Source organism: Undibacterium parvum, from assembly GCF_003955735.1.
Taxonomy (GTDB): Bacteria; Pseudomonadota; Gammaproteobacteria; order Burkholderiales; family Burkholderiaceae_D; genus Undibacterium; species Undibacterium parvum.
Genome location: NZ_CP034464.1, coordinates 4,099,038 through 4,114,423, shown reverse-complemented (window position 1 = coordinate 4,114,423; position 15,386 = coordinate 4,099,038). Strand labels below are relative to the sequence as shown.

Annotated in this window: 16 protein-coding genes; 10 read left to right on the top strand and 6 right to left on the bottom strand. The window is 51.0% G+C overall.

Features of this window, described 5'->3' with window-relative positions; all coding sequences use genetic code 11:
* Positions 1 to 32: 32 nt before the first annotated feature.
* Positions 33 to 215, bottom strand: coding sequence for a 50S ribosomal protein L32 (gene rpmF, locus EJN92_RS17980; protein ID WP_126129076.1), 183 nt, complete (start codon positions 213 to 215; stop codon positions 33 to 35).
* Between the two features lie 123 nt (positions 216 to 338).
* Positions 339 to 875 carry a YceD family protein gene (locus EJN92_RS17975; RefSeq protein ID WP_126129075.1) on the bottom strand — a complete coding sequence of 179 codons (537 nt, stop codon included), beginning with the start codon at positions 873 to 875 and terminating at the stop codon, positions 339 to 341.
* A gap of 113 nt (positions 876 to 988) precedes the next feature.
* Here EJN92_RS17975 and EJN92_RS17970 point away from each other — a divergent pair, with 113 nt between their 5' ends.
* The 4 genes from EJN92_RS17970 to EJN92_RS17955 all read left to right on the top strand — a co-directional run bounded on the left by EJN92_RS17970 (position 989) and on the right by EJN92_RS17955 (position 4,715).
* On the top strand, positions 989 to 1,630 hold the full coding sequence (locus EJN92_RS17970) for a Maf family nucleotide pyrophosphatase (protein WP_126129074.1): 642 nt from the start codon (positions 989 to 991) through the stop codon (positions 1,628 to 1,630).
* Positions 1,631 to 1,750: 120 nt separating this feature from the next.
* A complete protein-coding gene (locus EJN92_RS17965; RefSeq protein WP_126129073.1) occupies positions 1,751 to 2,506 on the top strand; it encodes an SAM-dependent methyltransferase in 756 nt (251 codons plus the stop codon).
* A gap of 94 nt (positions 2,507 to 2,600) precedes the next feature.
* Positions 2,601 to 3,176, top strand: coding sequence for an SAM-dependent methyltransferase (locus tag EJN92_RS17960; RefSeq protein ID WP_126129072.1), 576 nt, complete (start codon positions 2,601 to 2,603; stop codon positions 3,174 to 3,176).
* A 294-nt stretch (positions 3,177 to 3,470) separates the two neighbouring features.
* On the top strand, positions 3,471 to 4,715 hold the full coding sequence (locus EJN92_RS17955) for a nitronate monooxygenase (protein ID WP_126129071.1): 1,245 nt from the start codon (positions 3,471 to 3,473) through the stop codon (positions 4,713 to 4,715).
* A gap of 98 nt (positions 4,716 to 4,813) precedes the next feature.
* Here the strand turns inward: EJN92_RS17955 and EJN92_RS17950 are convergent, their stop codons facing one another.
* The 3 genes from EJN92_RS17950 to ispD all read right to left on the bottom strand — a co-directional run bounded on the left by EJN92_RS17950 (position 4,814) and on the right by ispD (position 6,550).
* Positions 4,814 to 5,083, bottom strand: a complete 270-nt coding sequence (locus EJN92_RS17950) for a DUF4404 family protein (protein ID WP_126129070.1) — start codon at positions 5,081 to 5,083, stop codon at positions 4,814 to 4,816.
* Positions 5,084 to 5,174: 91 nt separating this feature from the next.
* On the bottom strand, positions 5,175 to 5,678 hold the full coding sequence (gene ispF, locus EJN92_RS17945) for a 2-C-methyl-D-erythritol 2,4-cyclodiphosphate synthase (RefSeq protein WP_126129069.1): 504 nt from the start codon (positions 5,676 to 5,678) through the stop codon (positions 5,175 to 5,177).
* A gap of 155 nt (positions 5,679 to 5,833) precedes the next feature.
* The gene (ispD, locus tag EJN92_RS17940) at positions 5,834 to 6,550 is read right to left on the bottom strand and encodes a 2-C-methyl-D-erythritol 4-phosphate cytidylyltransferase (protein WP_227869598.1); all 717 of its coding nucleotides are present in this window, start codon (positions 6,548 to 6,550) and stop codon (positions 5,834 to 5,836) included.
* A 284-nt stretch (positions 6,551 to 6,834) separates the two neighbouring features.
* On the opposite strand from ispD, the gene mfd reads away from it, so the two are divergent.
* From mfd to EJN92_RS17910, 6 genes are all read left to right on the top strand, one after another.
* A complete protein-coding gene (gene mfd, locus EJN92_RS17935; RefSeq protein WP_126129068.1) occupies positions 6,835 to 10,254 on the top strand; it encodes a transcription-repair coupling factor in 3,420 nt (1,139 codons plus the stop codon).
* Between the two features lie 64 nt (positions 10,255 to 10,318).
* Positions 10,319 to 11,173, top strand: coding sequence for a phosphoserine phosphatase SerB (serB, locus tag EJN92_RS17930; protein ID WP_407701561.1), 855 nt, complete (start codon positions 10,319 to 10,321; stop codon positions 11,171 to 11,173).
* 134 nt (positions 11,174 to 11,307) lie between these two features.
* Positions 11,308 to 11,670, top strand: coding sequence for a DUF4870 family protein (locus EJN92_RS17925; protein WP_126129067.1), 363 nt, complete (start codon positions 11,308 to 11,310; stop codon positions 11,668 to 11,670).
* Positions 11,671 to 11,716: 46 nt separating this feature from the next.
* The gene (locus EJN92_RS17920; protein ID WP_126129066.1) at positions 11,717 to 12,334 is read left to right on the top strand and encodes a GNAT family N-acetyltransferase; all 618 of its coding nucleotides are present in this window, start codon (positions 11,717 to 11,719) and stop codon (positions 12,332 to 12,334) included.
* A gap of 238 nt (positions 12,335 to 12,572) precedes the next feature.
* Positions 12,573 to 13,133: a PEP-CTERM sorting domain-containing protein gene (locus EJN92_RS17915; protein ID WP_126129065.1), complete on the top strand. Its 561-nt coding sequence runs from the start codon at positions 12,573 to 12,575 to the stop codon at positions 13,131 to 13,133.
* Positions 13,134 to 13,504: 371 nt separating this feature from the next.
* Positions 13,505 to 14,242: a glutathione peroxidase gene (locus tag EJN92_RS17910; protein WP_126130006.1), complete on the top strand. Its 738-nt coding sequence runs from the start codon at positions 13,505 to 13,507 to the stop codon at positions 14,240 to 14,242.
* 137 nt (positions 14,243 to 14,379) lie between these two features.
* On the opposite strand, the gene EJN92_RS17905 is transcribed toward EJN92_RS17910, so the two are convergent.
* On the bottom strand, positions 14,380 to 15,027 hold the full coding sequence (locus EJN92_RS17905) for a DsbA family oxidoreductase (protein WP_126129064.1): 648 nt from the start codon (positions 15,025 to 15,027) through the stop codon (positions 14,380 to 14,382).
* Positions 15,028 to 15,386: the final 359 nt, after the last annotated feature.

Below are 15,386 nucleotides of genomic sequence, written 5' to 3'. Positions count from 1 at the left end.
CTCGCTACGCCGCTTCATCACCAAGAACGATATTACTCGTCGTTCTTAGTCTTCAATACTTTACGACCACGGTAAAAGCCAGTTGGGCTGATATGGTGACGCATATGTGTTTCGCCAGTTGTAGGCTCGATACTCAGTTGCGGTGCAACCAAGAAATCGTGTGAACGGTGCATGCCACGCTTGGAAGGTGTCTTTTTGTTTTGCTGAACAGCCATGATAACTCCTAATACTTAAAAAATGTTTCTAAAATTTAACACATTTGAATGAACAATGAGCACATTGTTCATCAAAAATCCCTAACAATACTTCGACCTCAGTGTCTTTTCAGAATAATGCCACTAGGTACGCCCATTTATCTTCTTCAGCACAGCGAAAGGAGATGGCTTCTTACTCGCTCCTGCTTCAATCGCTGCCACTGGTGAGCTTGATGATACTGACGAATCAACTACGACATCAGGGCATACTGTATGCTTGGGCGATTGGGGTATTGCCAGCAGCGCCTCATCCTCAATCAAATCCATGATATTGAATGTTTTACTGCCTACTACTACATCAATCTCTTCATCTTCGATCAGCGCCTCAATTTCATCGGCATGCTCATCGTTTTTGGCGAGAATTAATTCTGAGACTGAGTCCACTTCAAACGCGTAGCTAGTGAGGCAACGTTGACACATCAACTGCACTTCACCGGTAACCGTCAAACGCAACAACGGATGCCCCATCTTTGCCATGCCGCCCTCAAGCGACCATGACAGCGCACCATCAGTAGCAGCACACTCGGCCGATAAGCGCGGCAAATCTGAGATTAAGATACTGCCATCGCGCCGCTCTTTGAGTTGGCTAAACGAGAAAGCGTCAATCACAAATGCTTGCATAGGATATTTGGACCCAGAAAACCTGCGATAATAACAGGGTTGCGGCTTATTAGTCAAAGACTTGCCGCAATAATCGACTCAACTTGCGCTTATTTGTAAAAAAATCACACAAAATGCAATCTACAACCAATAACACGCTACCGAACAAAGCTTTGAGTCAGCCGCTCATTTTAGCATCCAGCTCAACTTATCGAGCCGAATTACTGGCGCGCCTGCGCCTGCCTTTCGAGAGTATCGCGCCAGAAATCGACGAAACGGCCTGCCCGCATGAGGCGCCAGAGCAAACCGCACTGCGCCTGGCGCAAGAAAAAGCCGCCGCAATTGCGAAAATCCGTCCGGGAAGCATCATTATAGGCTCAGACCAGGTTGCAACACTAGAGGGCGAGCAAATTGGCAAGCCTGGCAATCATCAATTCGCCCTGCAACAATTGCAAAAAATGCGCGGCAAGCAAGTGGTCTTTCATACTGCACTGTGCGTATTCGACGGCAGATCCGAGCGCGACGCCAGTGCGCCTCAAGTACAAATACAGAATATACAAACCCTGGTGCATTTTCGCGACCTGAGCGATGCCGAACTCGATGCTTATTTGCACATAGAGCAGCCCTATGATTGCGCCGGCAGCGCCAAGAACGAAGCGCTGGGGATTGCCATCCTAGAAAAAATTGTCAGCGAGGATCCGACTGCGCTCACCGGTTTGCCGCTCATCGCGCTCACCGGCATGCTCAGAAAGCTAGCCGTAGCCTTCTTCAAATGAGGGAGTATCCGATAGCTAAGGCTGTTTGCGCGCATAGATAAAGCGCGAACGCTGCGCTCATCCCGATACCCCTACCCAGTATAATAACTCAGAACAATTTAAAAAATTAAAGAACACATTATGGCCGGCACACTTTACCTCATCCCTAACACCCTAGGACAAACTGAAGCCCAGCAAGCGCACTTACTGGCTCAAATCATTCCGAGCACCGTACAAAAGATGACGGCAGAACTGACGCACTTTGTCGCTGAAAATGCCAAAACCACGCGCGCCTATCTGAAATTGCTCAGTCAGAGTCATCCATTGGCCAAGCCCATGCAAGAACTCAGTATCACCGAACTCAATGTCAACACCCCGGCGGCAGCACTGGAAACCTTACTCAGTCCGCTCTTGCAAGGACATGACGTCGGCCTGATCTCTGAAGCCGGCGTTCCGGCAGTGGCAGACCCTGGCGCCAATCTGGTCAGGCTAGCGCATCAGCGGCACATTTGCGTGCGCCCCCTGGTTGGCCCCTCCTCCCTGTTACTTGCACTGATGGCCAGCGGTTTGAACGGCCAGAGTTTTGCTTTTCACGGCTACTTACCGACCGACACCGGCTTACGTGCCAAGCGTATCAAGGAACTGGAAGAGCGCTCCAAAAAAGAACTGCAAACCCAGCTTTTGATAGAAACCCCGTATCGCAATGCAGCCATGCTAGAAGCGCTGGCCAGCACTTGCCACGCCAGCAGTTTGATTTGCGTCGCCACCGATCTCACGCTGGAATCGGAAAGCATACAAACACTGAGTGCGGCCGACTGGAAGAAACGACTCAACGCCAATCAAGCACCAGATTTCCACAAAAAACCAACTGTCTTCTTGTTTTTGGCGTATCAATAACACTGCCAGCAAACGCAGCGGCACGCCCTGAGTATTCAACGAGAACCAACATCATCAGGCCAAAATACAGGCCACCCATACCGAAAGAATTATTATGCTCATCCTCACCATCAAACAAGGCAAGGAAAAAAGTTTGCTGGAACGCCATCCCTGGATTTATTTATCTGCAATCGACAAAGTCGATGGCAAATACGATGAAAAAATGAAGTCGGGCGCCACCGCACTGGTGCGTTCTTCTTCTGGCGAATTTTTGGCGCGTGCCGGCTGGAGCCCTAAATCGCAAATCCGCGCCAGAGTCTGGAGCTTTGACGAGAACGAAGCAATCGATCACGCCCTGTTTAAACGGCGCGTCAAAGCTGCACTGGCCAAACGAAAAAAACTTATTGCCAGCAACGCTAGGCCGCAACGCCTGATCAACGGGGAAGAAGACGATCTACCTGGTTTGATCGTCGATTACCACGCCGTCAAGCCGGGCTTTTTAAGTTGCAAGTTCGAGGCGGCTGGCGTAGACGCCTGGAAAGTGACGATCATTAAAGCCCTGATAGCTGAAACTGGCTGCCCCAATGTGTATGAGCACACCGACTACCTGGTTAGAAAAGGCGAAGGTCTGGCACTCAATAACGGCGTGTTGGCGGGTGAAGAACCACCGGGTGATCTCTCGTCTTTGTAATGGCATAGTCATTTTTGAACACTATAATTTGAATACGATTTTTAAGCACTTCCTGTTCCGCATCAAGACCGGGCCGCATCAAGGCAATCACAAGAAAAGCATCGTAGGGTAGAATTGCGCCTGCAATAGATTTACCCTCTGGCGAGAGGCATAAAAGTAGCAGAATTCGCCACAATGAGACACTCAATTTAACAAAGTAGCAGCACATAACACTAGCCAACACCAGCGCCCATTTTCGAATGGTAAAAATGCGACAGCATAGGCTTTAAAATACGATGTGCTTCAAGGATGACAATGAAACGTGTAGATGATTTTCGCCTGAAATTTGGCAAGCAAGAACTGGTTCCCATCATTATCGGCGGCATGGGCGTGGATATTTCCACTGCCGAGTTGGCGCTGGAAGCGGCACGTCTTGGCGGCATCGGCCACCTGTCCGATGCCATGATGGAAGACGTCTCGGATCGCCGTTTCGACACCAGTTTCGTCAAAGAGAAAACCAAGCAATACAAGTACAACATCAATAATTCGGACAAAACCGATATTAAATTTGATCTGGGTCGCCTGGCAGAAGCGACCAAGAATCACGTCGGCAAAACCATGGAAGCGAAACGCGGTGACGGTATGATTTTCGTCAACTGCATGGAAAAGCTGACCATGAATGGCCCGCGCGAAACCCTCAAGGTGCGCCTGGCCTCTTCACTCGACGCCGGTATCGATGGCATCACCCTGAGCGCTGGTTTGCACTTCGGCTCATTCGGCTTAATGGAAGATCACCCGCGCTTTCGCGATGCCAAGCTCGGCATCATTGTCTCTTCGGTGCGTGCGCTACAGATTTTCTTGCGCAAGAATGCCAAGCTCAATCGCCTGCCCGATTACATCGTGGTCGAAGGCCCCTTAGCTGGCGGCCACCTAGGTTTTGGTCTGGACTGGGCAAAATACGATCTGCAAACCATCATCGCCGAGATCGCACTGTATTTAAAAACCGAAAATCTGGACATCCCGCTCATTGCCGCCGGTGGTATTTTTACCGGTAGCGATGCCGTGTCTTTCCTGGAAAACGGTGCTGCCGCAGTTCAGGTCGCGACCCGCTTCACGGTCACCAATGAATGTGGTTTGCCAGAAGACGTTAAGCAAGAATATTTCAAGGCAACCGAGAGCAACATCGAAGTCAATACGATATCGCCGACTGGCTACCCTATGCGCATGCTGACCAACACACCGGCAATCGGCTCAGGCATACGCCCAGGTTGCGAATCGTATGGCTATCTGCTGGACGGCAATGGCGGTTGCGCCTACATCACTTCCTACAACCGTGAAGTGGCGGCACATCCCGATGAAAAAAATATCGTGGTGATGGATAAAACCTGCCTGTGTACCCACATGCGCAATTTTAAATGCTGGACTTGCGGTCACTACACCTACCGTTTAAAAGACACTACGCGCCAATTGCCTGACGGTAGCTATCAATTGCTGACGGCAGAACATGTGTTCCGCGATTATCAGTTTAGCGTCGATCACCAAATCGCCCTGCCTGCATAAGCTTGCTTGGTTCATCCTCACGATGGACTAAGCATAAAAAAAGCCCGCGCATCAATGACGATGCGCGGGCTTTTTATTTCAGGTGTTTACACACTCATTTAAACGCCCATTTTTTCCAACATACCGCCCAATTCGCGCAAGACCGGTTCTAGCTTAGGATGCTGCGCCGCGAAGCGTGCCGACAGCGCTTGCGAGCGCTCGCTCAAGGCCGAATAAATCGGATCATCCGGCACATCGTTGTTAAGCACCTCATGGATATCATTATTTAAATTGAGCAGTAAAGATTTCACATCATCATCGACGTGCTCGGTATTAAGTAAACCCTCATGCAATTGCTTGAGCAGGCTTTTCAGTTTTTCTTTTTCCATTTTCAACTCCTAAAACAACAATTAAGCCAATACAGCGAAACAAATCAGCTGCGCCTACGGAGCGCGAATCACAGCATCCAGTCTAGTCCGATTAGGCGCGAAACACCAGTACCACCGCTTCGGCAGCGATCCCTTCTTCGCGCCCCAAATAGCCGAGCTTTTCATTGGTCTTGGCTTTGATGTTGACGCACTCTTTAGCAACCTGCAGATCAGCGGCAATATTCGCGACCATGGCAGCGATATGCGGTGCCATCTTCGGTTGCTGGGCGATGATAGTAGCGTCCAGGTTACCCACCACAAAACCCGCCGCATGCAAGCGCACCACCGCCTCACGTAGCAGCACGCGCGAATCAGTCCCGGCAAACTGGGTATCGGTATCAGGAAAATGCCTGCCGATATCGCCCAAACCGGCAGCACCGAACAGCGCATCGGTAATTGCGTGTAATAAAACATCGGCATCAGAATGCCCGAGCAAGCCGGTTTTATGTGGAATATCGACCCCGCCTATGATCAGCTTGCGGCCCGTTACCAGCGCATGGCAATCGTAACCTTGGCCAATTCGAAAAGGCGGAAAAGTAGCAGAAGTTTGATTCATTTGAGGCTCGCTATGCAATTAAATATAATAGATTTTAGGGGAGTATAGGGAAGTAAGTGCGATTTGCGCAATCAACATGCGGGCAAACCACTGCATGAGAGTGATACTAGATAGGAGTATCCACTCTTCAACAAACACAACAATAAGCCCATCGTTTAGCCCATAGACCCACTCAGATAACGCTGCGCCAGCGCCAGATCGGCTGGCAAGGTCACTTTCAAATTACAGGCATGGCCCTCGACCAATAGCGGTATCAAGCCGGCCGCCTCGATCGCGCTGGCCTCATCGGTCACTTCACTGGCAGCAGCTAAGGCATCCGACAAAATTAGATAGCGAAACATTTGCGGCGTCTGCGCCAGCCACAGGCCATCGCGCGCGATGGTCTCAACCCGTCCCGCCACCACCCGTTTAACGGTATCAACTACTGGCAAGGCCAACAAACCACCGACCGCATGCTCGCCCACTTGTTGTATCAAGTGCGTGATCAGCGCTGGCGTTAAACCGGGCCGTGCCGCATCGTGCACCAAGACCCAATCATCCACCGACAATTGCGCTGCCAGCGCTGCCAGGCCATTGCTGACCGTGTCACGTCGGGTGGCACCGCCGAAACGCAAGATACTGACATTCTCCATGCCGCTCAGGGCGGCATCGACATAGCCATCCTCGGCACTCACAACCACATAAGTATGGGCGATCTGTTTTGCCAGTAAAAATGCCTGCACCGTATGGCGCAAGATGGGCTGATCATCAATCTGCAGATATTGCTTGGGGGTGCCGCCGCCCATACGGGCACCGACGCCTGCAGCGGGGATTAAGGCCACATAACGCACTGCGGGAAGAGAAGTAGGATTACTGGAAAGAGTCTGATTCACGCGGATTTAATTTTAATTAAGGTGATTAAGGTGATTAAGGTGATTTAATTCGGTTTATCGGCTGACAGCAGGGACAGAAACTTCAAAATACTTCAAAAAACTTCACGATCAAGCCTGAATCGGCCAACTCACTAGCCAGAAGCGGCCACTCTAAAAAACAGCGCCACTCGCTTCGTTTATAATTGAGCCTCATTTTAAAGCCAAATCCTTGTCAGGTGCGCGTTCCCAGCAATTGCGCCGACTTAGATCTCAGTGTTTCGCTTCCAACCCAAGTTTTGCAGTCTATGTCATTTGATCTCGTCAAAGCTCTTCCCAAGCCCGGCAATCGTTTTGCTCTCCCTAATTTACACGGATCGGCCGACGCCTATGCGCTAGCAGTGAGCGCGCTCGCACTCAAAGCGCAAAAACGCATGCTGACTGTGTTTGTGGCCAATCCGGCCGATGCGCAACGCCTGCTCGCTGAAATCCCCTGGTTTGATCAGAATCTGCGCTGCCATCTGCTGCCAGACTGGGAAACCCTGCCCTACGATGCCTTTTCACCGCATCAGGATTTGGTCTCTGAGCGTCTGGCCACTTTGCATGAAATCAGTGCCGGCAATTGCGATGTGCTGCTGGTGCCCGCCACCACCGCCTTGGTGCGGATGGCACCGCCTTCGTTTCTCGCTGCCTACACTTTTTTCTTCAAGCAAGGCGAAGTGCTGAATGAAGCGCGTTTAAAGTCACAATTGACGCTAGCTGGTTACGCGCATGTTTCACAAGTGATGTCACCCGGCGAATACTCGGTGCGCGGCGGCCTGATCGATATTTTCCCTATGGGTTCGGTACTGCCATATCGCCTCGATCTATTTGGCGACAGCATAGAAACCATACGCACCTTTGATGCCGACACTCAGCGCTCACTTTACCCGGTACGCGAAGTGCGCTTATTGCCGGGGCGCGAGTTTCCTATGGACGAGGCGGCACGCACTGGTTTCCGCAGCCGCTGGCGCGAGCAGTTTGAGGGCGATCCTTCACGCTCCATGATCTACAAAGACATCAGCGGCGGCATCCCCTCGGCCGGCATAGAATATTACCTGCCGCTGTTTTTTGACAGCACCGCGACTCTGTTCGACTACCTACCCGAGCACAGCCATTTTGCCTTGCTCGGCGACATTGATGAAGCGATACAGCGCTTTTGGGTCGATACCCGTTCGCGCTATCAATTTTTAAAATCGGACCGGCAGCGTCCGGTGCTGGCACCAGAAACGCTGTTCTTGCGCGATGAAGATTTTTTCGGCGCACTCAAATCGCAGGCGCGCTGGGTCTTAAATAGTGGCGGCGCAGCTTCTGAGATCTCCAGTTTCTTGCCAGATCTGGCAGTGAACCGACGCGCCGATGATCCACTCAGCAATTTGCGCGCGTTTTTACTGCAGAGCAAACAGCGCGTCTTAATCTGCGCCGAATCGCTAGGCCGGCGCGAAACCCTGCAACAGTATTTCAACGAATACGCGATCCCGCTCACATTGTGTGAAGGCTATACCGACTTTATCACCTCGGACGCCAAACTGATGCTCGGTGTAGCACCACTGCATAGCGGCTTCGTGCTCGACGAAATTGCATTCGTGACCGAGACTGAGTTGTATGCTGGTTCCGGTAAACGTATAGGTCGCAAAAAACAAGAAGGCGTGACCCAGGTCGAGCACATGGTGCGCGATCTCTCCGAGCTAAAAATCGGTGACCCGGTGGTGCACAGCAATCATGGCATAGGCCGCTACATGGGCTTGATCAGCATGGATCTGGGCGAAGGCGAAACCGAGTTCCTGCATCTGGAATACGCTAAAGAAACCAAGCTCTACGTGCCGGTCGCACAGTTACACGTGATCTCACGCTATTCCGGCGCATCTCCTGATGACGCGCCCTTGCATGCGCTAGGTTCAGGGCACTGGGAAAAAGCCAAACGCAAGGCAGCGCAGCAGATCCGTGACACCGCTGCCGAATTACTTAATCTGTATGCGCGCCGCGCCTTACGCCAGGGCCATGCCTTTGAATTTTCACACAAAGACTACGAGGCCTTTGCCGACAGTTTTGGCTTTGAAGAAACCGCCGATCAGGCCGCCGCAATTACAGCAGTAATTGAAGACATGACCTCCGGCAAACCTATGGACAGGCTGATCTGCGGCGATGTCGGCTTTGGCAAGACCGAGGTCGCCTTACGCGCCGCTTTTGTCGCCGTGATGGGTGGCAAACAGGTGGCAATCCTCGCGCCCACGACCTTGCTGGCCGAGCAGCACGCCCAGACCTTTGCCGACCGTTTTGCCAATTGGCCGGTGCGGATCGCCGAGCTGTCACGTTTTCGCAGCGGCAAAGAAATCACGCAAGCTCTCAAAGGCATGCAAGACGGCACTTTGGACATCATCATCGGCACGCATAAATTACTGTCTGACGATATTAAATTTTCGCGCCTAGGTTTGGTCATCATCGATGAAGAGCACCGCTTCGGGGTGCGCCAGAAAGAAGCCTTAAAATCTTTGCGCGCCGAGGTCGATGTCTTGACCCTGACCGCAACGCCGATACCGCGCACCCTGGGCATGGCACTGGAAGGTCTGCGCGATTTCTCCATCATCGCCACCGCCCCGCAAAAACGTCTGGCGATCAAAACCTTTGTGCGCAGCGAAGATAATTCGGTGATCCGCGAAGCCTGCCTGCGCGAGCTAAAACGCGGCGGTCAGGTGTACTTCCTGCACAACGAGGTCGAGACCATAGAAAACCGCAAGGCCATGCTGGAAGCCTTGATCCCCGAAGCGCGCATTGCGGTCGGCCACGGCCAATTACACGAACGCGATCTGGAAAAAGTCATGCGCGATTTTGTCGCGCAACGCTACAATATTTTGCTGTGTACCACGATTATCGAAACCGGTATCGACGTCCCTACCGCTAACACCATCATCATGCACAGGGCTGATAAATTTGGCCTGGCGCAATTACACCAACTGCGCGGCCGCGTCGGCCGCTCGCATCATCAAGCCTATGCGTATTTGCTGGTGGCCGATGTGCAAAGTTTGACTAAGCAAGCGAGTCGCCGTCTCGATGCGATTCAGCAAATGGAAGAACTCGGTAGCGGCTTTTACCTGGCAATGCACGATCTGGAAATACGCGGTGCCGGTGAAGTGCTAGGCGACAATCAATCGGGCGAAATGCACGAGATCGGTTTCCAGATGTATTCAGACATGCTCAGTGAAGCGGTGCGCTCGCTGAAAAACGGTAAAGAACCCGATCTGGCGGCACCACTGTCAACCATGACTGAGATTAATCTGCACATCCCTGCCCTATTGCCGAATGATTTCTGCGGCGATGTGCATGAACGTCTGTCCATCTATAAGCGCTTGGCCAATTGCAGCAAGGCGGACGCCATCGACGACATACAGGAAGAGATGATAGACCGCTTCGGCAAACTGCCCGATCCAGTCAAATCGCTCCTAGAGACGCATAGATTGCGGGTCGCCGCCAAACCTCTGGGCATCATCAAGATCGATGCCCACAGCGAAGCGGTCAGTCTGCAGTTCGAGCCGCAACCGCCTATCGACGCGATGCGCATCATAGAACTGGTGCAAAAAAATAAGCACATCAAACTCAATGGCCAGGACAAATTGCGCATCACCGCCAACATGCCCGATCTGGCGGCCCGCGTGGCGCAAATCAAGAGCACCATGAAGGCCCTGCAATAGCCGCTGCCGCTGCCCACAGACGCTATCATTCCTAACAATTAAACGACCACAGAGCATGAACCTGATCAACATTACCCTGCAAGCCTTGCGCACCTTCGACCAGAATGACATGGCATTGATACAGCGCATCGCTGACCAGAGCCAGGCTAGCGACATTCTGAAAATTTCACCACAGGCGGTGCGCTTACAGCAAGCCACCTGCACAGCAGAATTGCAGCAGCAAATCAGCGCCGAATGTTTTGCCACGCAGATAGACAGCAACTTCGCCACTAGCGCAAGAAAACTCAGCGACTTTAAACTGGTGGCGATGGATATGGACTCCACCCTGATCACCATAGAATGCATAGACGAAATCGCTGACATGCAAGGTTTAAAAGCGCAGGTCTCAGAAATCACCGAAGCGGCGATGCGCGGCGAGCTCGAGTTTCAAGAAAGCCTGACGCGCCGTGTCGCCCTGCTGAAAGGCCTGGATGCGTCGGCCCTGCAAAAAGTTTACGACGAACGTCTGCAATTGTCACTGGGCGCAGACAAAATGCTTAAGGCAATCCAGCAAGCCGGATTAAAAACCCTGTTGGTATCAGGCGGTTTCACCTTCTTCACCGACCGCATGAAAACCCGTCTAAAGCTTGACTACACGCATGCCAATGTACTGGAAATCGCCGACGGCAAGCTCACCGGCAAAGTGGTCGGCGGCATCGTCGATGCCGACGAAAAACAGCGCACGGTAGAACGCGTCTGCGCCGAAATGGGGATAGCCACTAGCCAGGCCATCGTCATGGGCGACGGTGCTAACGATTTGAAAATGATGAAAATCGCTGGTATGTCGGTGGCCTTCCGCGCCAAACCGGTAGTGCGCGCGCAAGCCGATGTGGCACTCAATTTTGTCGGTCTGGATGGGGTATTGAATTTACTCAACTAGGCCATGCTCTAGCGATACTCCCCTTTATTTTTCAAAAAATACCCTAGTTGCGCATACAGTTAGGCCGCGCTAAAAACATACTAGGCGGGAGTATGATATAAATACCAAATCTACAACGCCCATAAAAGGCCAGCATGACACAAGAACTTGTTTTAGACGAAAAGCTGCAAACTCTTAAAAATCTGGCCTGGATGCTGTATCTATTTCATGCCGCCAGTCTGGTGTTTTCCATGGGTACCCTCTCCTGGATCCCGCTCGTCATTAGTTACGTCAAACGTGGCGACGCTGCCGGCACCTTCGTCTACAGCCATCACACCTGGCAGATACGCTCATTCTTTTGGTATTTATTCTGGCTGATCTTAGGCGTTGTACTATTCTTCAGCATCATAGGCATCCCTTTGGCATGGCTAATCTTCGTAGGCGCGTGGATATGGAAAGCCTACCGTCTGATTAAGGGTTTTTCCGATCTCAATGCAAATAAGCCGATGGATGTGTAAGCCTGCTTGATTGTTTCTATTTTATTCGCGACATCGCTGGCCGCTCATGGAATCACCCAAAGTATCAAACCCGACGTCTATCCCGCAGTCATTGCACGGCTCAAGAATTTTGCTGCGGCCTCTACGCATGTCAGACGCCGCCGCCTTGCTGCTGGCCGCTGGCGATGGCGAACTCTGGGATTTGCCGTTTACCGTGATACCGTCCGCCACCACCGTGCACGCGTATATCCAAACAGCATTGGATGGGCAGCAGGCTGGCAGCGTCAGCCCCTATGTGATCGTGCTATTAAGCACAGGGCAAATCATAGGCTCTACCCGTTTTTGGAAAATCGACAGGCAACATCGCAAACTGGAAATTGGCAGCACCTGGATCGCCGCTTCGTGGCAAAAAACCTTCGTCAATACTGAGGCCAAGTTTCTGATGTTAAGTCATGCCTTCGAACAGATGGCATACGTAAGGGTGCAACTGAGCACCGATGAAATCAACCAAAAATCACGCAAGGCCATACTACGCCTGGGTGCAAAGCAAGAAGGTATAGTCAGAAATGAACGCATCATGCCAGACGGCCGCAAACGCAACTCGGTACGCTTTAGCATTATCGACGATGAGTGGCCAGAAGTACGCCGGCAGCTACAGCAAAAACTCTTGAATGATCCGGCCTGAAATCGCCCTCGACATGGCCAACAGCAAACTTTGAACTCACACTATTGTGTCGAAAAAATTTACATCGATCCTGCAATCGAGTTCGCCAACAATCCGAATACCTTGATTATATTGAATAAAAATTTCCGGCACATATTTTGCTTAGGGAAATGTTAGCTATAAATTTCCGCCGGCATTAACAAAACGACGGCAAAAAATCTTTGTAGCTGATCGTTCAATAATAAACAGGAGAAGCACCATGAAAAAATTATGTAAGTTGCTCGCAGGGTTTGCGCTGGCATTGTCAGCCGCTACGTCAAATGCCAACGTAGTCCTCAACAATTTATCGGCAACGTCTTCAAATATATCATTTGATATCGTGGGTACCATAACGACCCTAGGATCAGGCTTCCAACATCAATTCGGCTTCGGACACGTATCCAACCCGGCTTTGGATTGGATTACCTCATTTAACGGTGGGGCCTCTTCCGTTAGTGTCAGCGCCCCTACCAAACAGGCAATTAACACGGTTTATGATTTAACAGGAAGTTACGGCGAGAGCGTCTGGACGTCATCAAGTGCCAATTGGCTGATCGGCGACCAAATCGACTTGCATTACAACTTGGTCGGTGCCTTTAATTTGCTGAATTTCGATCCTAATGGTTTAGGATTTCAAGTCGGGTACAGCGTTGGTCCTGCCATCGAAAAAAGTAACAATATTTTGACGCAACAAACAAGCGCAGTCCCAGAACCATTCACGCTTGCGCTTTTTGGCCTTGGCCTGGCTGGCTTGGCAATTTCCCGTCGCAAAAAAGCCTGATATCAAGCCAAACTCAAATGGCCCGCCAAGTGCGGGTTATTTTTTGCCTATTAGGTTTTCAATACTCTTACTCGCTAAATTATGGCGGCAGACTTGCGCGCTTAAAAAAGCGCATGGAATATGCGCGTGGACCTGCCTAAATTTTAATTATTACCGCAACGACGAGCTCGCACGACTCAGACCGCTAGTAAGTTGAAAGGAAAAGCAGCGTTTTCAAATACAAGTTTTAATGCCCTAAGCCCCATCTTCACGCTATGATGACGACGCTAGGAACTGCTTTTATGTGGCATACCTTGTAGAGGCTAAACTTGCCATCGCATCCTAGATTCCGACACGCTAAAACGCACTTCCCTATTTCAATAAAAGGATACATCATGCAAAATTTTGAAGGTAATAAAGTACCGCAAGTCGATTTCAAACTCCATGAAAACAACCAATGGGTAGCGACCAATAGCGCCGAATTGTTTGACAATAAAACTGTTGTGGTGTTCTCCTTACCCGGCGCCTTCACACCCACCTGTTCATCCACTCATTTACCGCGTTACGAAGAACTTGCCCCGGTATTTAAAGCCAATGGCGTAGACAGTATTTTGTGCGTATCAGTTAATGATGGTTTTGTGATGGAATCATGGGGCAAAGACCAAGGCTTAAAAGCGGTGCGCCCTATCGCTGACGGCAATGGCACGTTCACCGATGGCATGGGCATGTTGGTAGATAAATCAGCGATAGGTTTTGGCAAACGCTCATGGCGTTATTCCATGCTGGTCAAAAACGGCGTGGTCAGCAAAATGTTCATAGAGCCAGATGTCGAAGGCGACCCGTTTCTGGTCTCCGACGCAGACAGCATGCTCAAGCACATTGCACCGAACGCTGCCAAACCTGAGCAAGTCGCGCTATTCACCAAAGAGGGTTGCCCATTTTGCGAGACTGCCAAAGAGCAACTCAAAGCCGCAGGTGTCAGCTATTTTGAAATGCCTTTGGCCGACAATGTACGCCAACGTTTATTGTCAGCCGTCGCGGGCAAAGCCACTTCGCCGCAAATGTTTGTCAACGGCAGCTTGATCGGTGACGGTGCGGCGATCAATGCATGGATTAAGGCGCGCGCTTAATCATTTTCTCGCCAGGTTCGCTTTTTCCCTCTTTGGAAATGACGAGCCTGGTTCAATTTCCAGCTTTAATTCAAGCAAACATCTGGCATAGATTAGCGCAGTGCATTGCGCTAATCAAATCATTCGCCGTTTAGCCCTTAGCCCTGAACCATGATCTTACGCAAGGCTTCCTCAAACACCTCGGCAGGCTGGCCACCTGAGATCAAGTGGCGCTCATTGATGATGATAGCTGGCACTGAACTAATGCCTTGCTGCTGATAAAAACGCTCGCGCTCGCGCACCTCGGCCGCATAGGCGTCGGACTCCAGAATACGCGCTGCCTCGACCGTATCTAAACCAACTTCGCCCGCCACCCTCAGCAGTACCTCATGTGCGGCTGGGCTTTCACCTTGACTAAAATAGACTTCAAACAAGGCTAGCTTCAAAGCATGCTGGCGCCCTTGCAGTTCGGCCCAATGCAGCAAACGGTGCGCATCGAAAGTATTGTAGATGCGGCTGCGCGTGGCCATATCGAACTTGAACCCGACTTCGGCACCGCGCGCTCTGATCATCTCACGAGTCTGGGCGATCTGGGCCGGCGTGGTGCCGTATTTCTCGGTCAGATGTTCGGCGATATCCTGCCCCTCCGGCCGCATTGCCGGGTTAATTTCAAAAGGTTGAAAATGTATTTGCACGCTAGCGGCATCGCCGATATTTTGTATTGCTGCTTCTAATGACTTCAGACCTATGATGCACCACGGGCACGACACGTCCGATACGAAATCGATCTTGATCTCTTGCTTCATTTTGTATTGCCCTTCCGCTGCCAGCGCTTACGCTGCAGCTATCAAATGTACGGTGCAATGGGCACCGAACTGCTAAAGCATATGCGTACATTCAGCGCCAATTCAAGAGCAAGGGGTGGCACTTAGCAAAGCCTGGCAATGCCTTGAGATGTGAAAAATTTACAGGATACGACATTGCACTTATTGTTACGATGTTAGGAATAAAATCAATCTCCATGAGCAGCACTGGCAAGCGCTCATGCTAATTAAAACCTAGAAAACCCCTAGAATAAAATAGTACGATCGTACTGTTTTATAAGTTAGAATAGACTAACAAGAAAATCGTAGCAGCTTGCCAGCTTTAGTCCCTTAGCCCTAAC